The following is a 24,611-nucleotide window of genomic DNA, read 5'->3' on the forward strand; positions in this document are numbered from 1 at the left end:
AGGAATGTTTCATGACTGACAAGCCTGGTTACCGTCGCCCGCAGGAAGGCACCCAGCCGGAGTACCTGCACTCGGCTTACCAATCCACCAACCTGCGTTCGCCGTCCAAACCGTTGGTGTTCTTGCCGCATTCACTGTCGGAAATCACTGGGCCGACCATCGGTGCCGAGCGTATCAACGAGAAGGATAACGACCTGACCGCCCAGCATGAGGGGCAGCCACAGGGTGAGCGCATCATCGTTCACGGCCGTGTCCTGGATGAAAACGGTCTGCCGGTGCCGGGGATTCTGGTAGAGATCTGGCAGGCCAACGCCGCCGGTCGCTACGCCCATGCCCGTGACCTGCACGACGCACCGCTGGACCCGAATTTCACGGGCACCGGCCGCACCGTGACCGATGCCGATGGTTGGTATCAGTTCCAGACCATCAAGCCCGGCGCTTACCCATGGGGTAACCACCACAACGCATGGCGCCCGGCGCACATCCACTTTTCGCTGTTCGGGCCGAGCATCCTGACGCGCCTGGTGACGCAGATGTATTTCCCGGGGGACCCGCTGCTGGCGTACGACCCGATCTACAACTGCGTGCCCGATACCCGCGCCAAAGAGCGTTTGATCGCCACGTTCGATCTGGAAAAAACCATCCCTTCCTATGCCCTCGGTTATCGCTGGGACATCGTATTGCGCGGCCGCGACGCCACGCCGATGGAGAAATAAGATGACGCTGACAGCGACCACGTCCCACACCGTCGGGCCGTACTACCACATCGGCCTGACCTGGCTGAACCGCGAGAACCTGACTGTCGAACAAACCCTGGGCGAGCGCGTGGCGATCACCGGGCAAGTGGTCGACGGCAATGGCGACATCGTCAACGACGCGATGCTGGAAGTCTGGCAGGCCAACGCCGCTGGCAAGTATGACCACCCCGAAGACGACCAGGACAAACCCCTGGACCCGAACTTCGAAGGCTTTGGCCGGGTGCCGGTGGATGCCGAAGGACGCTTTCGCTTCACCACCATCAAGCCGGGTACGGTCGAGGGGCTCAAAGGCACGACTCAGGCGCCGCACCTGGTGGTGCTGGTGTTTGCCCGTGGCCTGGTGAAGCACCTGCTGACACGGATTTATTTCGATGGCGAAGCGGCGAATGTCAACGATCCGCTGCTGGAGTGCGTGCCGGCCGAGCGTCGGGGCACTTTGCTGGCGAAGCAGGATGCGAGCGGTGTGTACCAGTGGAATGTGATTCTGCAGGGTACCGATGCCGAGACGGTGTTCTTCGATTATTAAGAACACCTAAACCTTTGTAGGAGCGAGCTTGCTCGCGAAGAAAGTCTGGACAACGCGGGCATTCAGACAGCCCGCGTTATCGTTGGCGACTTTCGCGAGCAAGCTCGCTCCTACAAGGGATCTGCGTTACCGATGTATCTGTGGAACGGGACTATTGCAAAGTGTGTCTAGACTCTCACTGTCCCCACTGAGTGAAAAACAATGACAACACCAACCGCTTCACCCGCGCTATATACCGGCGAAGAGCGCAGAAAACGGATCTTTGCCATTGTCGGCGCCTCGTCCGGCAACCTGGTCGAATGGTTCGACTTCTATGTCTACGCCTTCAGTGCGCTCTATTTCGCGCCGGCCTTTTTCCCTTCCGACAACCCCACGGTGCAGTTGGTCAATACCGCGGGCGTGTTTGCCGCCGGGTTCCTGATGCGACCGATCGGCGGCTGGATTTTCGGTCGGTTGGCGGACAAGCACGGGCGCAAGAATTCGATGTTGATCTCGATTCTGATGATGTGCTTCGGCTCGTTGTTGATCGCTTGCCTGCCGACCTACAGCAGCATCGGGATCTGGGCGCCAATCCTGTTGCTGTTTGCGCGCTTGCTCCAGGGCCTGTCGGTAGGGGGCGAGTACGGCACCACCGCGACCTACATGAGTGAGGTCGCCCTCAAGGGGCAGCGCGGTTTCTTCGCTTCGTTCCAGTACGTGACGCTGATTGGCGGGCAACTGCTGGCGGTATTGGTCGTGGTGATCCTGCAACAGTTCCTCAGTGAAGACGAGTTGCGTGCCTACGGTTGGCGGATCCCTTTCGTGGTGGGGGCCATGGCGGCGCTGGTTTCGCTCTATCTGCGTCGTTCGCTGAAAGAAACCTCCAGCAAGGAAATGCGCGAGAACAAGGACGCCGGCAGTATCGGCGCGCTGTTCCGCGACCATAAGGCCGCGTTCATCACCGTACTGGGCTACACCGCCGGTGGTTCGCTGATTTTCTATACCTTCACCACCTACATGCAGAAGTACCTGGTGAACACCGCCGGCATGCCGGCCAAGACCGCCAGCTACATCATGACCGGCGCGCTGTTCCTCTATATGTGCATGCAACCGGTTTTCGGCATGCTCGCCGACAGGATCGGCCGGCGTAATTCGATGCTCTGGTTCGGCGCCCTCGGCACGCTGTGCACCGTACCGATCCTGTTGAGCCTGAAAAGCGTCAGCAGCCCGTTCCTGGCCTTTGTGCTGATTACCCTGGCGCTGGCCATCGTCAGTTTCTACACCTCGATCAGCGGCCTGGTGAAAGCTGAAATGTTCCCGCCAGAGGTGCGTGCACTGGGTGTCGGCCTGGCGTATGCGGTGGCGAATGCGATCTTCGGCGGTTCGGCGGAATACGTGGCCTTGAGCCTCAAGGCCGTGGGCATGGAAAACTCCTTCTACTGGTACGTCACGGTGATGATGGCGGTGGCGTTCCTGTTCAGCCTGCGTCTGCCGAAACAGGCCGCCTACCTGCATCACGACCTTTGATCTTCTTGCGCGGGCCTTGGCGGCCCGCGCCTCCAGGAAATGTTTATGAACCAGCGACCGGGCAATCAATTGTTCGATGCCTATTTCACTGCCCGCGATATGCGCGACGTGTTCTGCGATCAGGGCCGGGTCCAGGCCATGCTCGATTTTGAAGCAGCATTGACCCGGGCCGAAGCGCGGGTCGGGGTGATTCCGTCGAGTGCGGTCGCGTCGATTGCAGCGGCTTGCAGCGCCGGCCTCTACGACTTTGCGGCGTTGGCCGAGGCAATTGCCACGGCGGGTAATTCGGCGATTCCGCTGGTCAAGGCATTGGGTAAACAGATCGCGGCCACCAATGCCGAAGCCGAACGCTACGTGCATCTGGGCGCGACCAGCCAGGATGTGATGGACAGCGGCCTGGTGTTGCAACTGCGCCGGGCACTGGCACTGATTGAAAGCGATCTGGCGCAACTGGGCCAGACCCTGGCGACGCAGGCCCAACGTCATGCGGCCACGCCGCTGGCCGGGCGCACCTGGTTGCAACACGCAACACCCGTCACCCTCGGCATGAAAATCGCCGGTTGGCTGGGGGCGGTGACGCGCAGTCGCCAACGCCTGGCCGAACTCAAGCCACGCCTGCTGGTACTACAGTTCGGCGGTGCGTCCGGGACCCTGGCGGCCCTTGGCGAACAGGCCATGCCGATTGCCCGGGCGCTGGCCGAAGAACTGCAACTGACCTTGCCCGATCAGCCATGGCATACCCAGCGCGACCGCGTGGTGGAGTTTGGGGCTGTACTCGGCCTGATCGCCGGCAGTCTCGGCAAGCTCGGTCGCGACATCAGCCTGCTGATGCAAACCGAAGCCGCCGAAGTGTTTGAACCTTCGGCACCGGGCAAGGGCGGTTCCTCGACCATGCCGCACAAGCGCAACCCGGTGGGCGCGGCGGTGCTGATCGGCGCGGCGACCCGCGTGCCCGGTCTGCTTTCGACGCTGTTCAGCGCCATGCCCCAGGAACACGAGCGCAGCCTCGGCCTGTGGCATGCCGAATGGGAAACCCTGCCGGAGATTTGCTGCCTGGTGTCGGGCAGCCTGCAACAGGCGTTGTTGATCGCCCGGGGCCTTGAAGTGGATGCCGGGCGCATGGCTCGCAACCTCGATCTGACCCAGGGCCTGGTGCTCGCCGAAGCGGTGAGCATCGTCCTCGCCCAACGGGTCGGCCGCGATACCGCACACCATCTGCTCGAACAGTGCTGCAAACGTGCCGTGGCCGAACAACGTCACCTGCGTGCGGTACTCGGCGACGAGCCGCAAGTGACCGCCGAACTGTCGGCTGAAGAACTCGATCATCTGCTGGACCCCGCCCATTACCTCGGTCAGGCCAAAACCTGGGTCGAGCGGGCGGTGGCTGAACATTCTGCATTGACTGCCTGAAGGAGACTGCTGTGGCTTTTGTACAACTCGCCGAGGGCGAACTGCATTACCAACTCGATGGACCGGTCGATGCGCCGGTACTGGTGCTGTCCAACTCCCTGGGCACGGACCTGCACATGTGGGATGCACAAATTGCAGCGTTCACCGAGCATTTTCGCGTGCTGCGTTTCGACACCCGTGGTCACGGCAAGTCCTTGGTGACACCTGGGCCGTACAGCATCGAGCAACTGGGCCGTGACGTGCTGGCGCTGCTGGATGCCTTGCACATTGAGCGCGCGCATTTCTGTGGACTGTCCATGGGCGGACTGATCGGCCAGTGGCTGGGCATCAACGCCGGCGAGCGCTTGAACAAACTGATCGTGTGCAACACCGCAGCGAAAATCGGCGATCCATCGGTATGGAACCCGCGTATCGAAATGGTGCTGCGTGATGGTCAGGCGGCCATGGTTGCCCTGCGCGATGCGTCGATTGCGCGCTGGTTCACCCCGGATTTCTCCGAGGCCAACCCGGCGGCAGCCAAGCAGATTACCGACATGCTGGCGGCGACTTCGCCTGAAGGTTATGCGGCCAACTGTGCAGCCGTGCGCGATGCCGATTTCCGCGATCAGTTGTCCTCGATCAAGGCGCCGCTGCTGGTGATCGCCGGCACTGAGGATGCGGTCACGCCACCGTCGGGTGGGTATTTCATTCAGGAACATGTGCCGGGCGCCGAGTACGCCGAGTTCCATGCTGCGCACTTGTCCAACGTACAGGCCGGCGCTGATTTCAGCGAGCGCGTACTGGCGTTCTTGCTGGCTCGTTGAGGAAAATTTCGTGGACGAGAAACAACGTTACGACGAAGGCATGAAGGTCCGTCGCGCGGTACTGGGCGATGCTCACGTGGACCGCAGCCTGACCACCCTGACCGAGTTCAACGCGGAATTCCAGGAGATGATCACCCGCCACGCCTGGGGCGATATCTGGACCCGCGAGGGGCTGCCGCGCCACACCCGCAGCCTGATCACCATCGCCATGCTGATCGGCATGAACCGCGAGGGTGAGCTCAAACTGCACCTGCGCGCCGCCGCCAACAACGGTGTCAGCCGTGGCGAGATCAAGGAAGTGATCATGCAGAGCGCGATTTATTGCGGGATTCCGGCAGCCAATGCGACGTTCCACCTGGCCGAGTCGGTGTGGGATGAGTTGGGGGTTGAGTCGCGGGAGTGATTCGCGCGCAGATTTCAAATACACCGAAGAACCAGTGTGGGAGCGGGCTTGCTCGCGAAGGCGGTCTGTCAGTCGAAGTTTTTGTTGGCTGACAGACCGCCTTCGCGAGCAAGCCCGCTCCCACATTTGTTCAGTGTTTACAACAGGCTGATCGGGTAGCTGATGATGACGCGGTTCTCATCGAACTCGTTGTTGCTGTAGTCGCGACGCATGGTCGAGTTGCGCCATTTCAGGTTCAGGTCTTTCAGCGCACCGCTTTGCACGGTGTAGCCCAGTTCCGATTCACGTCCCCATTCCTTGCCATCGGTAATGCTGCCGGTGTGCACGTTATCGCCACTGATGTAGCGGTTCATCAGGGTCAGGCCCGGTACACCGAGGGCGACGAAGTTGTAGTCGTGGCGTACCTGCCATGAGCGTTCCTGGGCATTGTCGTAGCTGGAGTTGTAGCTGTCGTTGGCCAAGGTCCCGCCGCTGGTGCCGTTGACCCGCATCCACGCGCTGTCGCCGGTGAGTTTTTGCAGGCCGACGTAGAAGGTGTTGCCACCGTACTTGGCCGAGAACAAACCGTACATGGTCTTGTTGTCCAGTTCGCCGGCCCGTGCGCTGCCATCATCCTTGCCGTAGAAAAAGCCGAGGTTGGCGCCCAGGGTCCAGTCGCCAAGCGGCTGGCTGTGGATCAGGTTGATGAATTGCTGGCTGTAGATGTCCTTGAGTTCGGCGTTCCACAGTCCGATCTGGGTACGCTTGTCGTTGAACAGATATTCACCGCCCTGGAAGTTGAAACGGTCGGAGGTGAACGCAGCTTTGCCGGTCATCGACATGTCGCTCATGCTGCTGTCGTCGCGCGGGCTGTTCTGGCGGAACTGGCCGCCGTAGAGCGTCAGGCCATTGATTTCCTTTGAGGTGATCTGGCCGCCGCGGAACGTTTGCGGCAACGAGCGACCGTCGTCCGAGCGCAGGATCGGCAACACGGGCATCCACTCGCCAACCTTGACTTCGGTCTGCGACAGCTTTGCCTTGAACGCCACGTTGGTGCGGCCGAAGGTGTCCGCCGGGCGGCCGTCGTGGTCCAGCGGCAGCAATTGCGTACCGCCGGTGCCTTTGCCGCCGTCGAGCTTCACCGAATACAGACCGAGCACATCCATGCCGAACCCGACGGTGCCTTGGGTGAACCCGGACTTGGCGTCGAGGATGAAACTTTGCGTCCACTCTTCAGCCTTGCCCTGGGCCTTGGTCGGGTTGGTGAAGTTGCGGTTGATGTAGAAGTTGCGCAGGTTCAGGTTGACCTTGGCGCCGTCGACAAAACCCGGCTCTTCGGCGCAGGCGGGCAGGGCGGCACTGGCCAGGGCGGCGGCGATCAGGCCGGGAACGAAATATTGCGCGGTGGAAGGCGTCATGGGCTCGGGTCTCTCTAATTCTTGGGGATGAGGCGGGGTGATGCCGCAACCCGGGGTTGCAGACGAACATTGCAAATCAGCACAAACGAAGCGGGTCAGCCGGAGAGGGCGGGGCGCGGGGGCATGGTGTCGAACCTGTTGTTATTGGTTTTGTGGGTCGGATGGTGAATTGAATGTACTAGATGGTTCAATCGGTGAGAGCGGGTTTTGGGCGATTATCGAACGCAAGATTGGCTGGGGTTTTGTGTTGTTGGTAATGGCCCTTTTGCGAGCAGGCTCGCTCCCACAGTGAACCCGGTTCCTTCAGAAAGTATGCGGTCCATTGTGGGAGCGAGCCTGCTCGCGAAGAGGCCGACAAAGGCACCACCATTTTCCTTTAGCCAACAAAAAGCCCACCAAAAGGTGGGCTCCTTGTATTCACAGCGCTATCAGAAATACTTCATCTTCGGCGCTTCTTCTTTCAACGGCTCGATCTGCGCCGTCTGTTCGTTCCAGCCACCGCCCAGGGCCTTGTACAGGTTGACCTGGCTGACCAGTTGCGCCAGACGGTCGGTGATCAACACCTGTTGCGCACTGAACAGCTGACGCTGGGCATCGAGGAAGGTCAGGTTGCTGTCGACACCGATGCGGTAACGCCGCTCGGCCAGGCCGTAGTACGCCTGGTTGGCACTGACGAAATCTTTCTGTGCCTGCAACTGCTGGACGTAGGTCTGGCGGGCGGCCAGGCCGTCGGCGACTTCCTGGAAGGCCGTTTGAATGGACTTCTCGTAATTCGCCACGCTGATGTCTTTCTGGATTTTCGAGTAATCCAGGCTGGCGCTCAGGGCGCCAGCGTTGAAGATCGGCAGGTTGATCTGCGGCTGGAACAGCCAGGTGCCCGAACCGCCCTTGAACAGGCCGGACAGGTCCGGGCTCAGGGTGCCGGCATTGGCCGTGAGGCTGATGCTCGGGAAGAACGCAGCCCGCGCCGCGCCGATGTTGGCGTTGGCGGCCTTCAGGTTGTACTCGGCTTGAAGGATGTCCGGACGACGGTGCAGCAGGTCCGACGGCAGGCCGGGCGGAACGTCGCTCAGCAGGTCGTCGTCAAGCGGTTTGGCCGCTTGCAGGTTGGCCGGGACGCCAGTGCCGAGCAGCAGCACCAGGCTGTTCTCGTCCTGGGCGACCTGACGGGTGTACTTGGCCAGTTGCGCACGGGCGTTTTCCACCGAGGTGCGCGACTGCGCGAGGTCCAGGGCCGAGGCGACGCCGACTTCGTTGCTGCGGGCGGTGAGCTTGTAGCTCTCCTCGAAAGTGGCCAGGGTGTCCTGGGTCAGCTTGTACAGTTCCTTGTCGGCCTGCCAGGTCAGGTAGGCATTGGCCACGCTGGCCACCAGGCTGATCTGCGTGCTGCGACGGCCTTCTTCGGTGGCGAAGTACTTCTGCAACGCTTCTTCGTTCAGGCTGCGAACCCGACCGAACAGGTCGAGTTCATAGGCGCTGACCCCGACCGTGGCCGAGTAGGAACTGACGACGCCCGACTGACCGGTTTGCGAGGAGTTTTGCGGAACGTGCTGACGGCTGCCGGTGCCATTGGCCGAGACGGCCGGGAACAGATCGGCACGGGAAATGCGGTATTGAGCCGCAAACGCGTCGATGTTCAGGGCCGCGACACGCAGGTCCCGGTTGTTCTCCAGGGCAACCTGGATCAGCTGTTGCAGCGCCGGGTCATGGAAAAACTGCTTCCAGCCCTGCTCGGCAGCGGCTTGCGCCGGTGCCTGGGCCGGCGAGTACGCCAGGCCCTGCGGGTACTGCCCCGCCACCGGTGCTTCGGGCTGCTGATAATCAGGTATCAGCGAGCAGCCACCGAGCACGAAGGCGGCGACTGCCAGAGAGAGTAGCGACTTGCTCATTAGCCAGCCTCTTTAGAAGTTTCAATAGCGTCATTTTGGTCGGCGATTTTACGCTGGCCAATGGACGACACGGTGACGAAGAACAGCGGGACCCAGAAGATCGCCAGCACGGTGGCCGTGATCATACCGCCGATCACGCCGGTACCGATTGCATGCTGGCTACCGGAACCTGCGCCCGTGGAGATCGCCAGTGGTACCACACCCAGCACGAAGGCGAGCGAAGTCATGATGATCGGTCGCAGACGCATGCGGCAGGCTTCGATTGCCGCATCGCGCAGGCTACGCCCCTGTTCGTGCAGCTCCTTTGCAAATTCGACAATCAGAATGGCGTTTTTCGCCGCCAGACCGATAGTCGTCAACAGGCCTACCTGGAAGTACACGTCGTTGGACAAACCGCGCAGGCTGGTGGCCATCAGTGCACCGATGATCCCCAGCGGTACCACCAACATCACCGCGATCGGAATCGACCAGCTTTCATACAACGCCGCCAGGCACAGGAACACCATCAGCAGCGACAGGGCGTACAGCGCCGGCGCTTGCGAACCGGACAGGCGTTCTTCGTACGACAGGCCGGTCCAGGAAATACCGACACCCGCCGGCAGTTTCTTGGCAATGGCTTCGACCTCGAGCATGGCTTCACCGGTGGAGTAACCCGGTGCCGGGGCGCCGAGGATTTCCATCGCTTCCACGCCGTTGTAGCGAGCCAGTTTCGGCGAACCGTAGATCCACTCGCCCTTGGCGAACGCCGAGAACGGAACCATGGTGCCGCTGGCGTTGCGCACGTACCACTTCTGCAGGTCTTCGGGGCCCATTCGAGCGCCTGGCTTGCCTTGCACGTAAACCTTCTTCACCCGACCACGGTCGATGAAGTCGTTGACGTAGCTACTGCCCAGGGCAATCGACAGGGTGTTGTTGATGTCGGCGATGGTAATGCCCAGGGCACTGGCCTTCTCGTCATCGATTTCCAGCTGGTATTGCGGTTCGTCGTTCAGGCCGTTCGGACGCACCTGGGTCAGGATCTTGCTTTGTGCGGCCATGCCGAGGAACTGGTTGCGCGCTTGCATCAGTTTTTCGTGGCCGATGCCGGCGCGGTCCTGCAGGAACACGTCGAAACCGGTGGCGTTACCCAACTCCAGTACCGCCGGTGGCGCGAAGGCGAACACCATGGCATCGCGGAAGGTGAAGAAGTGCTGTTGGGCACGGGCCGCCACCTTGAACACGTTGTTCTCGGCGTTACGTTCGTCCCACGGTCTGAGCATGATGAACGCCATACCCGAACTCTGGCCACGGCCGGCGAAGTTGAAGCCGGTCACGGTAAACACCGAGTTCACCGCATCGCCTTCACCGCCATCCTTGCCCGGACGCAGCAGGAATTCACGCATTTCATCGACGACCACTTGCGTACGCTGGGACGTGGAACCGGCCGGGGTTTGCACCTGGGCGAACAGTACGCCCTGGTCTTCCTCGGGCAGGAACGCCGTTGGAATGCGGGTGAACAGCCAGATCATGCCAACCACGATCAGCAGATACGCCAGCAGGTACGGGATCTTGCGCTGCAGGATATTGCCGACACCGCGTTCGTAGCCGCGAACGCCGCGGTCGAAATTGCGGTTGAACCAGCCAAAGAAGCCGCGTTTCGGTACGCCGTGCTCGCCTTTGGGAATCGCCTTGAGCATGGTCGCGCAGAGCGCCGGGGTGAAGATCAGTGCAACCAGTACCGACAGGGCCATGGCCGAGACGATGGTGATCGAGAACTGTTTGTAGATCACACCGGTGGAACCGCTGAAGAACGCCATTGGCAGCAGAACCGCCGACAGCACCAGGGCGATACCGACCAGTGCGCCCTGGATCTGGCCCATGGACTTCTTGGTGGCTTCCTTGGGTGACAGGCCTTCTTCGCTCATCACCCGTTCGACGTTTTCCACCACGACGATGGCGTCGTCCACCAGCAAGCCGATGGCCAGCACCATGCCGAACATGGTCAGGGTGTTGATGCTGAAACCGGCGGCCGCGAGGATGCCGAACGTACCGAGCAATACCACCGGCACGGTCATCGTGGTGATGATGGTGGCACGGAAGTTCTGCAGGAACAGGAACATCACCAGGAACACCAGGGCGACCGCTTCGACCAGGGTGTGAACCACGCCCTTGATCGATTCGGTTACGACCGGCGTGGTGTCATACGGGAACACCACTTCCATCCCTTGCGGGAAGAACGGCTTGAGGCTGTCGATGGTCGCGCGCAGGGCCTTGGCGGTATCGAGCGCGTTGGCACCGGTGGCCAGTTTCACGGCCAGGCCGGACGCCGGGGCACCGTTGAACTGGGCGTTGATGCTGTAGTTCTCACCGCCCAGGCCGACTTCGGCAACATCCCTCAGGCGAACCTGGGAACCGTCCTTGTTGACCTTGAGCAGGATCTTGTCGAATTGCTCGGCGGTCTGCAGGCGGGTCTTGCCGATGATCGTCGCGTTCAGCTGGGTGCCGGGCAGGGCAGGCAGGCCGCCGAGCTGGCCGGACGACACCTGGACGTTCTGCGCGGCGATGGCGGTTTTGACGTCGATCGGCGTCAGGTTGAAGTTGTTCAACTTGGCCGGATCGAGCCAGATACGCATGGCGTACTGCGAACCGAACACCTGGAAGTCACCGACACCGGCGGTCCGCGAGATCGGGTCCTGCATGTTCGACACGATGTAGTTGGACAGGTCGTCCTTGGTCATGCTGCCGTCGCGCGACACCACGCCGATCACCAGCAGGAAGTTCTTCACGGCCTTGGTGACGCGGATACCTTGCTGTTGCACTTCCTGCGGCAGCAGCGGGGTGGCCAGGTTCAGCTTGTTCTGGACCTGGACCTGCGCGGTGTCGGAGTTGGTGCCTTGCTCGAAGGTCGCGGTAATGGTCATGGTGCCGTCGGAGTTACTTTCCGACGAGACATAACGCAGGTTGTCGATACCGTTGAGCTGTTGCTCGATCACCTGAACCACGGTGTCCTGTACCGTTTGCGCCGAAGCACCCGGGTAGGTCACGGAGATGGCGATCGCTGGAGGCGCAATGCTCGGGTACTGGTTGATCGGCAACCGCAGGATCGATAGTGCCCCGACCAGCATGATCACCAGGGCAATTACCCAGGCGAAAATCGGACGGTCGATAAAAAATTTCGACATGGTTTACTCCCCTTTGCCGCCGGAGGCTTTGTCAGCTGTCTGGGCGGGGGCCGGGTTCTTTACGGCTACGTTGGTCGCTTCACTGGCCTTGACTTCGATGCCAGGTTTGACGAATTGCAGACCTTCGGTGATCAGGCGATCGCCGGCCTTCAGGCCGTCTTCGATCAGCCATTGGTTACCGACGGTGCGGTTGGCCTTGAGTTGACGCAGTTCGACCTTGTTGTCCGGGCCGACGACCAGAGCGGTTGGCGTACCTTTGAGGTCGCGGGTCACGCCTTGCTGCGGGGCCAGGATCGCCGCGCTGTTCACACCTGCGAGCAACTTGGCGTGCACGAACATGCCCGGCAGAAGGGTGTGATCAGGGTTCGGGAAAATGGCGCGCAGGGTGACGGAACCGGTGGTCTGGTCAACCGAGATTTCGGAGAACTCCAGCTTGCCGTCCAGCTTGTAGTCGCTGCCGTCTTCGAGGGTCAGCTTGACCGAGGCCGCGTTGTCGCCGGCTTTCTGCAGGCGACCGCTTTCCAGCTCACGGCGCAGTTGCAGCAACTCGACCGAGGACTGCGTCACGTCGACGTAGATCGGGTCGATTTGCTGAATCACCGCCATCGCATCGACCTGGGCGTTGCTGACCAGCGCGCCTTCGGTCACCGAGGAACGGCCGATGCGGCCGCTCAGCGGGGCGTAGACCTTGGTGTAGCGCACATTGATCTGCGCAGTTTGCAGCGCGGCTTCCGATTGCAGGCGGTTGGCTACTGCGGTGTCGTATTCCTGACGGCTTACGGCTTGCTCGTCGACCAATTGCTTGTAGCGGTCGGAAATCGACTTGGTCGAACGCAGGTTCGCTTCCGCGCTGGCGAGCGTTGCTTCATAGACCGATGGATCGATCTGATAGAGCTGCTGGCCGGCCTTGACGTCGCTGCCTTCCTTGAACAGGCGCTTGAGAATGATGCCGTTGACCTGAGGACGGACTTCGGCAATGCGGAACGCACTGGTACGGCCTGGCAGATCGGACGTCAGGGTGAATGTTTGAGGTTGCAGAGTCACGACGCCGACCTGAGGTGGTGGGGCGACCGGTGCTGCCTCTTCCTTTTTGCATCCGCTGAGCAGCGATGCCAGGGCGACGGCGGCGACCAGAGCGGTAACAGCTGGCTTGAATTGCATGAAAATCCTCGGGTCAGGCGCGCAAGGAGCGCACTAGAAAGGTGGAAGGTTGAAAAATGTATGCCGAGTGGATAAGTAGCTTGCTAAGGAATATACTTACGTACATGGCTGTTTGTAAATACCCAGGCTGCGTATCAGCGCCGTTACACAAGCCGTTGAAAGGTTGAAATTGTAGGCCGGGGACGAACCCCCAGAACGTTCGCCCCACTTTTATTCAGCTGATATTCAGACATCGCTGAAGCACCCTGATTGAGGTTGTACTGCCATGGTCCGTCGTACCAAAGAGGAAGCTCAGGAAACCCGCGCGCAAATTCTCGTGGCGGCCGAAAAGGCCTTTTTCGAGCGAGGCGTGGCACGCACGACCCTGGCGGACATCGCGACCCTGGCCGGCGTCACTCGCGGGGCCATTTACTGGCATTTCAGCAACAAGGCGGATCTGGTACAGGCCATGCTCGACACCTTGCATGAGCCGCTGGAAGAAATGGCCAAGGCCAGCGAAAGCGAAGACGAACTCGATCCCCTGGGCTGCATGCGCAAACTGTTGATTCATTTGTTTCATCAAGTTGCGCTGGACCCGAAAACCCGACGCATCAATGAGATTCTTTTTCATAAGTGTGAATTCACCGATGAAATGTGTGACCTGCGCCAACAGCGCGTGTCGGCCAGCCTGGACTGCAATGTGCGGATCGGCCTGGCCCTGAGTAACGCAGTGAATCGCGGACAATTGCCGGAAAACCTCGACACCGCCCGAGCGGCCATCAGCCTGCACGCTTTTATCGATGGCATCCTGTATCAGTGGCTGTTAGCCCCCGACAGCTTTCAACTGCACACCGAGGCCGAGCGTTGGGTCGATACCGGACTGGATCTGTTGCGCTTTAGCCCCAGCCTGCTCAAGTGAAGCAAAATGCGTAATCGGCGACTTGTGTGTCAACCGTCGAAGCCGTAGATGAACAGTTCTTCACGCGTCCTACGGCAATGGGGTGCTTTTATATACGCAGGCTCGGCCGGTTGACAGGTAGCAAACTCAGTATTTTGTAGGAATTTTGTGTTTTGAGCGTGGGGCGGTGGGGCTGACTCAGGTCCATAAAGCCAGTTTGGGCCTGAAAAGCTTAGGACCCGAGTCAGTTTTGAGAGGGCATCAGCCTAACGTGACACACACCTCGAAGTTGAAGGGGGCCTCGTCGCTCCTGCTGGTGATTTTTGTCGAACAGTTGATCCTGGATTTTCCGATTGATTTGATAGTGTTTTTTATCGTCGACTTAACTGTCGGTGAGAAAACACCAAATGAGGTATTCATAAACATACCAAGATCAAGACGGGCGCAGATATCTTGATCGGCGAAGTCTATAAAATGATTGAACATGACTTTGTTTTTACCCCAAGGGAATGCATATCGGTAGGCGAACTCGGATCTAAACGCTACTGTTCCCTCCTCGACAACTTCAAATGTCTCAAAGTCGGAGGGAGTCAATGGCAAACTGGTCTGCACAATTTTAAATGCATGAGGCGTGTTATTAATGATTTTTACTATCGCGCGCGTGTATTTGGGGTCGGCTTCTTGACTTCGCCAATTTTCGATCTGCTCATTGAGGATGCGCTCTTCCGCTATTCGATCGAGATACGCAATAAATTCAACCTTGGCCTTGCCGACCATGTCTTCGAGGATTGCCTGGTTTTCTTTGCTCAACAGGTGTGGTGAAAGCTGGTAAAGAGCTCCGAGAGGGGTCGTGCTAAAAAGCGCAAACAGGAGGTCGTAGGCGCTGCTGTTTTCGTTGTCTGAGTCGTTGGTCATATCGATTCCTTTCGATGGGTTATATTTAACGGTGCATTGATAGTCGCGATATTATCGCTGTGGAGTATTGACTATATTTTGTTGGTTGAGATTTTGTGGGGGTGATTTGTTAGTAGCTGTTTTTAGTTTGATTCGAGACAGGTTTCTTCGAGTGGCGCGTGGTGAGTGTTTCTTTAATATAGAGTTAGCCAATTAAAAAGCCCCGGCTCTTTCAAGTCGGGGCTTTTGCATTTCCACGGTAGATGATTACAGCGTCGGGTAGTCGATGTAGCCGACCGGCCCCTTGGCGTAGAACAGTTCCGGACGCGCTTCGTTCAGCGGCGCGTCAGCCTGCAAGCGTGCCGGCAGGTCCGGGTTGGCGATGAAGGGTACGCCGAAGGCGACTGCATCGGCCTTGCCGCTGGCGAGCAATGCGTTGGCGCTGTCCTTGGTGAAACGCTCGTTGGCAATGTATGGGCCGCCGAAGGCTTCCTTGAGTTGTGCGCCGAGGCTGTCGGCACCTTCTTTCTCGCGCGAGCAGATGAAGGCAATGCCACGCTTGCCCAGTTCGCTTGCGACGTAGGTGAAGGTTTCGGCCAGGTTGTCGTCGCCCATGTCATGCAAGTCGGCGCGTGGTGACAGGTGCACCCCCACACGGCCGGCGCCCCAGATCTCGATGGCGGCGTCAGTCACTTCCAGCAGCAGGCGCGCACGGTTTTCCAGGGAGCCGCCGTAGTTGTCGGTGCGCTGGTTGGTGCTGCTTTGCAGGAACTGGTCGAGCAGGTATCCGTTGGCGGCATGGATTTCCACGCCGTCGAAGCCGGCGGCCTTGGCGTTCTCGGCACCGACGCGGTAAGCGTCGACGATGTCGGCGATTTCAGCGGTTTCCAGGGCGCGCGGGACTGGAAAGTCGGCCAACGGACGAACCAGGCTGACGTGGCCCTTTGGCTGGATCGCGCTCGGGGCGACCGGGGCTTCACCGTTCAAGTACAAACCGTGGGAAATGCGCCCCACATGCCACAACTGCAGGAAGATCTTGCCGCCCGCGCCATGGATAGCCTTGGTCACGTTGGACCAGCCACGCACCTGGTCGTTGGACCAGATGCCCGGGGTGTCCGGGTAGCCGACGCCCATCGGGGTGACCGACGTGGCTTCGCTGAGGATCAGGCCGGCGGAGGCACGTTGCACGTAGTACTCGGCCATCAACGCGTTGGGCACGCGACCTTCGTCGGCGCGGCAGCGGGTCAGTGGCGCCATGATGATGCGGTTGGCCAACTCGAGGTCGCCCAGTTTGATCGGATCGAAAATAGTCGTCATTTAATGCAACCCTCGTGAGGTAATGGTCTGTCAGTTGGTAGCAGGGGCCAGATCGGGATTGCCGCTCTGACGGAAAGTAATCAGGGTGACCAGCAGGGCGAGTACCGCCAGGGCCGCTGCGGCGAGAGGTACGCTGGTCAGGCCGAAGCCGTGGGCGATCACACTGCCGCCGACCCAGGCACCGAGTGCGTTGCCGATGTTGAAAGCGCCGATGTTCAGGGTCGACACCAGGTTCGGGGCGTCTTTGCCGAAGGTCACCACGTTCACTTGCAAGGCCGGTACGGCGGCAAAGCACGCGGTGGCCCAGAGGAACAGGGTGATTTCGGTCGGGATCAGCGCGACGCTGGTCCAGGTCAGCACGGTGGACACCACGGCCATGGTGATGAACACGCCGATCAGCGTGGCGGCCAGGCCTTTGTCGGCCATCTTGCCGCCGATGATGTTGCCGACCGTCAGGCCCAGGCCGATGAGCATCAGGGTCCAGGTCACGCCACGGGGCGAGACGCCGGTGACTTCGCCCAGCAGCGGCGCGACGTAGGTGAACAGGGTGAACACCGAGGCGGCGAACAGTGCCGTCATGCTCAGGGACAGCCAGATGCCAGCGCCCTTGAGTGCGGCCAGTTCGGCGCGCATGTCGAGTTTTTCTTCATCACGCTTGGCCGGCAGGAAGCGGATCAGGCCGATCAGCGCGATCACACCGATCACGGTCACAGCCCAGAAGGTCGAACGCCAGCCGGCTTCCTGACCGAGTGCGGTGCCCAGCGGTACGCCGAGGACGTTGGCCAGGGTCAGGCCGGTGAACATCAGGGCCACGGCCGAAGCGCGTTTGTTCGCAGGTACCAGGCCGGCAGCCACGACAGAACCGATACCGAAGAAGGCGCCATGGCAAAGGGCGGTCACCACACGGGCAAACATCAGCACGTTGTAGTCACTGGCCACTGCACAGAGCAGGTTGCCGACAATGAAAATGCCCATCAACGCCACCAGCGCAGCCTTGCGTGGCAGTCTGGCGGTGGCCAGCGCCATGAACGGCGCGCCGATGGCCACGCCCAGGGCGTAACCGGTCACCAGCCAGCCGGCACCGGGAATCGACACACCGAGGTCAGCCGCCACGTTGGGCAACAGGCCCATGATGACGAACTCGGTGGTGCCGATGGCGAAGGCGCTCAAGGCCAGGATGAGTAGCGAGAGGGGCATGGGGTAATTCCTTTTTTAGCTGGCTGACGTGGGGGGCGTTCTCAATTGGTTTTCCCAGCGTTGCGTGAAAATCAATTGAGAACACCCCCACAGGGTCAGAGCTCTTTACTGAAGGTTTTGAGGAATTCCTGAATGGTTTCCTCGTTACGTTTGAAGAAATGCCACTGGCCGACTTTGCGGCTGCTGATCAGGCCGGCGCGTTGCAGGGTCGCCAGGTGTGCGGACACCGTGGACTGCGACAGGCCGCAACGCTGATCGATCTGCCCGGCGCAAACGCCGTGCTCGTTGCTGTGGGACTGGTCGGGAAATTCGACGGTCGGGTCCTTGAGCCAGTGCAGGATTTCTCGCCGGACTGGGTGTGCCAGGGCTTTTATTATTTCGTCGAGATTGATGGTCATGATGTGGGCTCGTGATGTTTAAAACGCTATATCGCGATGAAGCGAACTTTAAATCGGTATTTCGCGATATACAAATATGATTTGGCTCTGACCAGCTCGCATTTCGGTATATCGAGTTATAACGATATGGTGAGTGTAACAAGACAAGGGGGCAGTGCTAAGCTGCGCCCATGAACTATCTCGCACATCTTCACCTCGGTGGCCAGCGTCCTGGCCAATTGCTTGGCAGCCTGTATGGCGATTTCGTCAAGGGACGGCTGCAAGGGCAGTTCGCTGCGGAAATCGAAGGGGCTATCCAGTTGCACCGCAGCATCGACGTGTTCACCGATCGCCATCCGTTGGTGGATGTGGCGTTGTCGCGTTTTTCCCTGACCCGCCGTCGCTACGCGGGGATCGTGCTCGACGTGTTTTTCGACCATTGCCTGGCCCGGGACTGGGCGCTGTATGCCGACCGGCCACTGGCGTTGTTCACCTCGGACGTTTACCGGGTGCTGTCCAGCGAACGGCAATTGCCGGAGCGGCTGGCGCAGATTGCGCCGCACATGGTGGCCAATGACTGGTTGGGGTCTTATCGGGAGTTCGAAGTGCTGGAGCAGGTATTGCGCGGGATCTCGCGACGCCTGACCCGGCCGGAGGAGCTGGCGGCGGCGATGCAGGAGTTGCGGCAGTTGTATGAACCGTTGAGCGAGGATTTTCGGTTGTTCTATCCGCAGCTGCAGGATTTCGCCCGGAACTATCCAACAACATAAACCCCCTGTGGGAGCGGGCTTGCTCGCGAAGAGGCCGTCACATTCAACATCATCGCTGAATGTCACACCGCTTTCGCGAGCAAGCCCGCTCCCACAGGGGAGATTCGTTCAGGCTGCGATAGCTGGGCGCATCGGGGCTTGCTGTTTTTCCGGGATCGCCCCGAACAACGCCTTCTGCACCGCCTGCTGCGCTTCGAACGCCAGCGCCGCGCGTTCCCGGCCCTGGCAGTCGATTGGCTTGAGCAAGTGAATCTCTACGCCGCCTCGGTCATTGGCGAACAGGCGCATCAGGTGCGAGAGCAGGTCATCGTCACCAATGAACGGCGCCAGCGCGCAAGGCTTGCCGTCACGCACATAACGAATCGCCACCGGTTGCATCGCCACTTCGGAATCGATGGCGGCGGACAGCAGGCGACCGTGGAAAGTACGCAGCGAACGGCCATCAGTGGTGGTGCCTTCCGGGAACATCAGCAGCGGATAGGCTTGCTCCAGGTGGCGAGTCATCTGCTTGCGGATCAACTGGGAATCACCCGCGCCACGGCGGATGAACAGGCTGCCGGCCTTGGCCGCCAACCAGCCGGCCACTGGCCAGGTGCGCACTTCGGCCTTGGACAGGAACGACAGCGGCGTGAGCATGCCCAGCAGCGGGATGTCGGTCCAGGACACGTGGTTGCTGACCCAGAGCATCGGCGCCTTCGGCAGCTCGCCGTGGACGGTGACGTCAAAGGGCAGGGCGTTGCTCAGGCGCGCCATGAAAAACCGCGACCAGCGCTGGCGACGCGCCATCGAATGGGCCATGCCCAGGCGCTCGAACAGCCCGAACACGCTGGCCATGCCCAGGCCCAGCGTCACCACCATCAGCACTCGCGCGATTCGCGCGTACACGCGCAACCGGCTCATTACACAGCCGCCTTGAAGTGTTTGGCGTAGCGCGGGCAGAGTTCGTCGCGCTTGAGCAGGATGAACACATCGGCGACCTGGAAGTCTTCGTCCCAGCATGGCTCGCCGCAGATCTTCGCGCCCAGGCGCATGTAGGCCTTGAGCAGCGGTGGCATTTCGGCAATCACGTTCGACGGGATGTCCAGGCTTGGCAGCGGGTTCTTCGGTTCGGCGCGCAGGTGTTCGGTGCACAGGTAGCGTTCGCGCAGACGCTGCATGATCGCATGGGCCTGCACGCCGCCATCCTGCATCGGAATGCTCGCGCAACCCATCAGGTAGCTGTAGCCGCCCTGGTTCAGGACTTCGGCCAGTTCGCCCCAGAGTACGGCGATGGTGCCGCCGTTGCGGTAGGCCGGGTCGACGCAGGTGCGACCGATTTCCAGGATCGGGCCTTGCAGGTGCACCAGGCCGTGGAGGCTGAATTCTTCTTCGCTGTAGAATTTGCCCAGGCTGCTGGCAGCCGTGTGGTCGAGCAAGCGGGTGGTCGCCACCAGACGCCCGGTGTTCAAGTCGCGCACGCCGATGTGGGCGCAGTGAACGTCGTAGTCATCCATGTCCAGACCCAGTTCAGCGCCCTTGAGCCTGGCGTTGAATTCGCCGCTGAACACGTTGAAGCGCAAGGCCTGGGCTTCCTGCAAGGCCTCGGCGCCCATCAGGCGTTCGGCTTGCAGGCGGCGTTCGTTGCCGGTGTCGCTGATGCGGGCGATCTGAGTCATGGCGAATCTCCGTGCGGGCTGCTCACCCGTCTTTGGGCTACAGCGAATCGACTTTCTTTGTCTAGCCGTGTTGTGCAAAGTCAGGCTATGTAGCCCCGGTGTCATCGCCATTAAGCTTTGGTGATGCTTATATGACAGCCCTCGAGGAGCCTCCTATGCCCTGGCAAACCCTGTTGAACCGCCGTGATCGCTTGCCCGCCAACCCGGACCTGGCCGAAGGTTTCGCGACCTTGTTGCAGCAGTTGGGAGGGGTCACGCCGTTTGAGCTGGCCGTGCTCGGCGGGCGGTTGATGGCGACGCCGGGCCTGGCATTCCTGGTGGGCTACCAAGCGGCCTTGCGCATGCTCTGGCCGAGCGCGCCACTGAGCCTCGGCGCGTTGTGCGCCACCGAACAGCGCAGCCTGCGCCCGGCCGACATGCAAACCCGGCTGAGCGGTTTGCGCCTGAGCGGCCGCAAGGATTTCGTCACCGCCGGGGATGCCGCCGACTGGTTGCTGGTGGCGGCGCGCAGCGAGGCGCCCGGCGCCGATCCGCGCTTGAGCCTGGCGGTGATCTATCGCGATGAACCGGGTGTGCGCGTGGAAAAACTGGCACCGATCCCGTTGATGCCGGACATCAGCCATGGCCGGTTGTATCTGGATAACGCGCAGTGCGAGTTGCTCGCGGGGGATGGCTGGGATGCCTACGTCAAACCGTTCCGCACGCTGGAAGACATCTATGTACTGAGCGCCATGACGGCCTGGTTGTATGGCATCGGTCAGGACTGTGCCTGGCCGCAATCCTTGCAATTGCGTCTGCTGGGATTGTTGGCCGGGTGCGCGGAAAGCAGCCGCCAGCCACCGACCAGCCTGGCCGGGCACGTGGTGCTTGGCGGGCTGTTTGCACAGTTCGAAGGGCTCAAGGTTGAAGTGGACGAGGCACTGGCTGCAGGGCCTGCGCAGTGGGCGGCGATGTGGCAGCGCGACCGGGCGGTGATGGAGTTGGCGGCGGGCGCGCGGGGCAAACGGTTGGCCAAGGCACTTTCCGGATCTTCGCTGGATTGACCGACCTCTTCGCGAGCAGGCTCGCTCCCACATTTGAAATGCATTCCCTTGTGGGAGCGAGCCTGCTCGCGAAGACGGCCTCAACAGCAACACAAATCCAGGAACTGTCATCAACCTCGACTAGGCTCAGCCAGTTCAATCTCCGAGCCCTCGCCATGCCAAAAGGCTTGTCCCTCATTTTCCTGCTGTTGCTCAGCGTCACGGCCCGGGCCGAATACTGGCCCTCCGAGCAATGGCCGACCGCCCCGACGCCCACTGGCCCGGCGCTTCAAGCCCTGGAGGCCTACGTCTTCCCAGCTCGCGATGACAGCACTCGCCAAGGCGTTCGCACCGATGCCTTGCTGGTGATCCGCGACGGCCAGTTGCTCTACGAGCGCTACGCCGGTCCGACAACGGCCGAGACGCCGCACCTGACCTGGTCGATCAGCAAGAGCCTGATGGCCACGGTCCTCGGCATGGCCTATGGCGAAGGCTTGTTCAAACTCGGCGACCCGGTGGCGAAGTTCTATCCGCCCCTGCAAAAACACCCCGACATGACCATGGCCGACCTGCTGCACTGGGCCTCGGGCCTGGATTGGCAGGAGGACTATGAATACGCACCGCTGAAGTCTTCGGTGGTGGCCATGCTCTACACCCGCGGTCACCGTGACATGGCCGCGTTCACCGCAGCCCATGCTGCGTACGCGGCGCCGGGCCGGGCATTTCGCTACTCCAGCGGAGACAGCAATCTGCTGTCCGCCGCGTTGAAAACCATCGTCGGTCCCAGCCGCTATCCCGACTATCCATGGGCTGCATTGTTCGAACCGCTGGGCATTCGCCACGCCACCTGGGAAACCGATGCCACGGGCACCTTCGTGGCTTCGTCCTATGCCTACCTTACTGCACGGGATCTGGCCCGGGTCGGTCTGTTGATGGACCGCGAGGGTCGCTGGGGAGACAGACAACTGCTGCCCAAGGACTGGGTGGCGTTCAACCGCGAGCCGTTCGCCCACTATCACGCCCATCAGGATGATGCCGTTCCGGGCGGGCAATGGTGGCTCAATCGAGCTGTTGAGGGGGCGGAAAAACCCTGGCCCGATGCCCCCGCCGACACCTTCGCCGCGCTCGGTCATTGGGGGCAGGCGATGTATGTGATCCCCGGTGAACACCTGGTGATCGTTCGCTACGGCGATGATCGCGACGGCAGTTACCGACACAACGAATTGCTCAAGCTCGCGCTCAATGCCTTTGCCGGGAAGGTGCAGCCATGACCGCTTTCATTCGCCGTCGACCGATCGCATCCCTGTTGCTGATCCTGCTGATCGCCTTGTTCGGCTGGATCTGGCACGAACGGGTGGCGTTGTGGGCGTTCCCCGACATCATCAGTGCCTACACCGCCAAGGAATACTGTTCATGCCGCTACGTGATGAACAACGACGCGGAGTACTGCCACCGTTATGTAAAACAGTGGTTGCCCGCCAGCAGCTTTAGCGATGACCCGACCGGCAAGCGTGTCACGGTCAGCGGCATGGGCCGCAGCAACAGCGCCCTGTGGGTCGGCGAACGACAGGGCTGCCGTTTGCAGCCTTGAGGGGGAAGTAATCTTCATGTTGGGCGATAGCGCTCTCGCCACAAAAGCGCGATTGAGGCAGTAGATGGCTTGCAATGCGCTGAAGGCCGGTTAAGGTTCAGCACAGGTTTATCTGCCCCACGAGTCTTTATGTTGATGCGCTCCACCCTGCAATCCCTCGCTTTCCTGCTGCTGGCTGGCGCCGCTTTGTCGGCCCGTGCCGATTGGTACCTCGATGGCGAGTCTTCGCGCCTGTCGTTTGTCAGCACCAAGAATGCCAATGTCTCCGAAGTGCAACGCTTTCTGGTGCTGCACGGCAAGGTCGATCCCGAGGGGCTGGCACAGGTAGAGGTCGAGCTGGAGTCGATCAACAGCGGCATACCGCTGCGCGATGAGCGCATGCGCAAGGAGCTGTTCCAGATCGACCGCTTTCCCGACGCCTTGATCACCACGAAAATCGATCCGCGCCCGATCAACGACCTCGCTCCCGGTGCGCAGCTGGAGTTGCGCCTGCCGCTGACGGTCGACCTGCACGGCAAACAACACCAGTACCAGGCCCAACTGCTGGCGACCCGTCTGGATGACCGGCGCTTTCAGGTGGTGACCCTCGAACCGCTGGTGATCAATGCCGAGGATTTCGATTTGGCTCCAGGGTTGGAGGCGTTGCGCAAAATGGCCGGTCTGTCGGCGATCAGTCTGTCGGTACCGGTGGGCGCGGTACTGATTTTCTCGGCGCGCTGACATGGCCGGTCCGGTTTTTCCCTGGCGTGAAGGCAACCATTTCGAACTGCTGGTCGACGGCCCACAGTTTTTTCCGCGCATGCTGGTGGCGATTGCCCGGGCTGAAGAACAGGTCGAACTGGAGCTGTACCTGGTGGAGGCGGGCGCCTGCGCCGAAGCCATGGTCCAGGCCTTGGTGCAGGCCGCCGAGCGCGGTGTGCGGGTGCGCTGCCTGTTCGATGATTACGGCAGCCTCGCCTTTACCCTGGCCTTGCGTCAGCGCCTGATGTCCGCCGGTGTGGAGCTGCGTTTCTACAATCGTCTGAGCTGGCGACGCTGGGTCGGCAATTTTTACCGCGATCACCGCAAGCTGCTGCTGGTGGACCAGAGCCTGGCCGTGGTCGGCGGCACGGGTGTCACCGATGAGTTCTGGACGCCGGGCGAAGACGTCAGCGAATGGCACGAAGTGATGGTGGAAATCACGGGGCCGCTGGTGCTCGACTGGCAGCTGCTGTTCGACCGGCAGTGGATTGCCAACCGCCATCGACGTGCCTGGCGACCGGCCTCGCATTTCGGCTTGCCGCGGTTACCCCGTGTGCCGTCCCAGGGCGAGGGCATGGGCCGGGTGGCATATGCCGACGCCCGCCAACACCGGGACATTCTGCAATCGCTGGTGCGCGCGCTGAACAGCGGCCATCGACGGATCTGGCTGGCCACGCCGTACTTTTTGCCGACCTGGAAAGTCCGCCGTTCCCTGCGCCGGGCGGCTGCCCGGGGCGTCGATGTGCGCTTGCTGCTGACCGGCCCGCGTACCGATCACCCCTCCGTGCGTTATGCCGGCCATCGCTATTACCCGCGACTGCTCAGGGCCGGGGTGACGATCTACGAATACCAGCCGTGTTTCCTGCACCTGAAAATGGTCCTGATCGATGACTGGGTGAGCATCGGCTCGTGCAACTTCGATCACTGGAACCTGCGCTTCAACCTGGAAGCCAACCTGGAAGCACTGGACCCCGGATTGACCCGGGCGGTAGCCGCGAGTTTCGAGAACGACTTCGCCCTGAGCCAGCAAGTCAGCCTGGAAGAATGGAAGCGGCGGCCACTATGGCGGCGGGTCAAGCAGCGGGTGTGGGGATGGGTGGATCGAGTGGTGGTGAATCTGCTGGATCGGCGGGGCTAGTACCCGATTTCCGAAAAC

23 protein-coding genes are annotated in these 24,611 nt (G+C 60.9%); 13 read left to right on the top strand and 10 right to left on the bottom strand.

Annotation, left to right across the window (positions count from 1 at the left end; translation table 11 throughout):
- Window positions 1-11: 11 nt before the first annotated feature.
- The 6 genes from pcaH to pcaC all read left to right on the top strand — a co-directional run bounded on the left by pcaH (window position 12) and on the right by pcaC (window position 5,406).
- Window positions 12-716 (top strand): protocatechuate 3,4-dioxygenase subunit beta, encoded by a 705-nt coding sequence (gene pcaH, locus ACLD1X_RS10240; RefSeq protein WP_429367253.1) that lies wholly within the window; start codon window positions 12-14, stop codon window positions 714-716.
- Window position 717: 1 nt separating this feature from the next.
- Window positions 718-1,284 carry a protocatechuate 3,4-dioxygenase subunit alpha gene (gene pcaG / locus ACLD1X_RS10245; RefSeq protein ID WP_429367255.1) on the top strand — a complete coding sequence of 189 codons (567 nt, stop codon included), beginning with the start codon at window positions 718-720 and terminating at the stop codon, window positions 1,282-1,284.
- 201 nt (window positions 1,285-1,485) lie between these two features.
- Entirely contained in the window at window positions 1,486-2,790 is a 1,305-nt protein-coding gene (locus ACLD1X_RS10250; RefSeq protein ID WP_429367257.1) for an MFS family transporter, read from the top strand.
- Between the two features lie 45 nt (window positions 2,791-2,835).
- Window positions 2,836-4,200 carry a 3-carboxy-cis,cis-muconate cycloisomerase gene (locus tag ACLD1X_RS10255; RefSeq protein ID WP_429367259.1) on the top strand — a complete coding sequence of 455 codons (1,365 nt, stop codon included), beginning with the start codon at window positions 2,836-2,838 and terminating at the stop codon, window positions 4,198-4,200.
- 11 nt (window positions 4,201-4,211) lie between these two features.
- Window positions 4,212-5,003 carry a 3-oxoadipate enol-lactonase gene (pcaD, locus tag ACLD1X_RS10260; RefSeq protein ID WP_429367261.1) on the top strand — a complete coding sequence of 264 codons (792 nt, stop codon included), beginning with the start codon at window positions 4,212-4,214 and terminating at the stop codon, window positions 5,001-5,003.
- A gap of 10 nt (window positions 5,004-5,013) precedes the next feature.
- Window positions 5,014-5,406: a 4-carboxymuconolactone decarboxylase gene (pcaC, locus tag ACLD1X_RS10265; protein ID WP_429367263.1), complete on the top strand. Its 393-nt coding sequence runs from the start codon at window positions 5,014-5,016 to the stop codon at window positions 5,404-5,406.
- Between the two features lie 137 nt (window positions 5,407-5,543).
- Here the strand turns inward: pcaC and ACLD1X_RS10270 are convergent, their stop codons facing one another.
- The 4 genes from ACLD1X_RS10270 to ACLD1X_RS10285 form a co-directional block, all read right to left on the bottom strand.
- Complete coding sequence (locus ACLD1X_RS10270; protein ID WP_429367265.1) at window positions 5,544-6,803, bottom strand: OprD family porin; 1,260 nt, start codon at window positions 6,801-6,803, stop codon at window positions 5,544-5,546.
- Between the two features lie 428 nt (window positions 6,804-7,231).
- The gene (emhC, locus tag ACLD1X_RS10275; protein ID WP_429367267.1) at window positions 7,232-8,692 is read right to left on the bottom strand and encodes an efflux RND transporter outer membrane subunit EmhC; all 1,461 of its coding nucleotides are present in this window, start codon (window positions 8,690-8,692) and stop codon (window positions 7,232-7,234) included.
- On the bottom strand, window positions 8,692-11,853 hold the full coding sequence (emhB, locus tag ACLD1X_RS10280; RefSeq protein ID WP_429367269.1) for an efflux RND transporter permease subunit EmhB: 3,162 nt from the start codon (window positions 11,851-11,853) through the stop codon (window positions 8,692-8,694). Before emhB ends, emhC begins: the two co-directional genes overlap by 1 nt.
- Before the next feature lie 3 nt (window positions 11,854-11,856).
- Window positions 11,857-13,014, bottom strand: a complete 1,158-nt coding sequence (locus ACLD1X_RS10285) for an efflux RND transporter periplasmic adaptor subunit (protein WP_429367271.1) — start codon at window positions 13,012-13,014, stop codon at window positions 11,857-11,859.
- Between the two features lie 265 nt (window positions 13,015-13,279).
- Here ACLD1X_RS10285 and emhR point away from each other — a divergent pair, with 265 nt between their 5' ends.
- Window positions 13,280-13,912: an efflux system transcriptional repressor EmhR gene (emhR, locus tag ACLD1X_RS10290; protein WP_429367273.1), complete on the top strand. Its 633-nt coding sequence runs from the start codon at window positions 13,280-13,282 to the stop codon at window positions 13,910-13,912.
- Window positions 13,913-14,152: 240 nt separating this feature from the next.
- On the opposite strand, the gene ACLD1X_RS10295 is transcribed toward emhR, so the two are convergent.
- From ACLD1X_RS10295 to ACLD1X_RS10310, 4 genes are all read right to left on the bottom strand, one after another.
- On the bottom strand, window positions 14,153-14,806 hold the full coding sequence (locus tag ACLD1X_RS10295; protein ID WP_429367275.1) for a hypothetical protein: 654 nt from the start codon (window positions 14,804-14,806) through the stop codon (window positions 14,153-14,155).
- A 246-nt stretch (window positions 14,807-15,052) separates the two neighbouring features.
- Entirely contained in the window at window positions 15,053-16,102 is a 1,050-nt protein-coding gene (locus ACLD1X_RS10300) for an alkene reductase (RefSeq protein WP_429367277.1), read from the bottom strand.
- A gap of 30 nt (window positions 16,103-16,132) precedes the next feature.
- On the bottom strand, window positions 16,133-17,299 hold the full coding sequence (locus tag ACLD1X_RS10305; RefSeq protein WP_429367279.1) for an MFS transporter: 1,167 nt from the start codon (window positions 17,297-17,299) through the stop codon (window positions 16,133-16,135).
- A 95-nt stretch (window positions 17,300-17,394) separates the two neighbouring features.
- A complete protein-coding gene (locus tag ACLD1X_RS10310; protein ID WP_007983055.1) occupies window positions 17,395-17,697 on the bottom strand; it encodes an ArsR/SmtB family transcription factor in 303 nt (100 codons plus the stop codon).
- Between the two features lie 170 nt (window positions 17,698-17,867).
- Here ACLD1X_RS10310 and ACLD1X_RS10315 point away from each other — a divergent pair, with 170 nt between their 5' ends.
- Window positions 17,868-18,446, top strand: a complete 579-nt coding sequence (locus ACLD1X_RS10315; protein WP_429367281.1) for an ACP phosphodiesterase — start codon at window positions 17,868-17,870, stop codon at window positions 18,444-18,446.
- 108 nt (window positions 18,447-18,554) lie between these two features.
- Here the strand turns inward: ACLD1X_RS10315 and ACLD1X_RS10320 are convergent, their stop codons facing one another.
- Together ACLD1X_RS10320 and olsB are read right to left on the bottom strand one after the other, a co-directional pair.
- Window positions 18,555-19,346, bottom strand: a complete 792-nt coding sequence (locus ACLD1X_RS10320) for a lysophospholipid acyltransferase family protein (RefSeq protein WP_429367283.1) — start codon at window positions 19,344-19,346, stop codon at window positions 18,555-18,557.
- On the bottom strand, window positions 19,346-20,101 hold the full coding sequence (olsB, locus tag ACLD1X_RS10325) for an L-ornithine N(alpha)-acyltransferase (RefSeq protein WP_429367285.1): 756 nt from the start codon (window positions 20,099-20,101) through the stop codon (window positions 19,346-19,348). The genes ACLD1X_RS10320 and olsB overlap by 1 nt, the downstream gene beginning before the upstream one ends.
- 155 nt (window positions 20,102-20,256) lie before the next feature.
- On the opposite strand from olsB, the gene ACLD1X_RS10330 reads away from it, so the two are divergent.
- The 5 genes from ACLD1X_RS10330 (at window position 20,257) to ACLD1X_RS10350 (ending at window position 24,593) form a co-directional block, all read left to right on the top strand.
- A complete protein-coding gene (locus ACLD1X_RS10330; protein ID WP_429367287.1) occupies window positions 20,257-21,144 on the top strand; it encodes an acyl-CoA dehydrogenase family protein in 888 nt (295 codons plus the stop codon).
- 155 nt (window positions 21,145-21,299) lie between these two features.
- A complete protein-coding gene (locus ACLD1X_RS10335; protein ID WP_429367289.1) occupies window positions 21,300-22,394 on the top strand; it encodes a serine hydrolase domain-containing protein in 1,095 nt (364 codons plus the stop codon).
- Entirely contained in the window at window positions 22,391-22,714 is a 324-nt protein-coding gene (locus ACLD1X_RS10340) for an amidase (protein ID WP_429367291.1), read from the top strand. The genes ACLD1X_RS10335 and ACLD1X_RS10340 overlap by 4 nt, the downstream gene beginning before the upstream one ends.
- Window positions 22,715-22,843: 129 nt before the next feature.
- Entirely contained in the window at window positions 22,844-23,434 is a 591-nt protein-coding gene (locus tag ACLD1X_RS10345; protein WP_429367293.1) for a YceI family protein, read from the top strand.
- 1 nt (window position 23,435) lies between these two features.
- Window positions 23,436-24,593 carry a phospholipase D-like domain-containing protein gene (locus tag ACLD1X_RS10350; RefSeq protein WP_429367295.1) on the top strand — a complete coding sequence of 386 codons (1,158 nt, stop codon included), beginning with the start codon at window positions 23,436-23,438 and terminating at the stop codon, window positions 24,591-24,593.
- Window positions 24,594-24,611 lie beyond the last annotated feature (18 nt).

Source organism: Pseudomonas sp. 18173, from assembly GCF_050432945.1.
In the GTDB taxonomy this organism is placed as follows: Bacteria; Pseudomonadota; Gammaproteobacteria; order Pseudomonadales; family Pseudomonadaceae; genus Aquipseudomonas.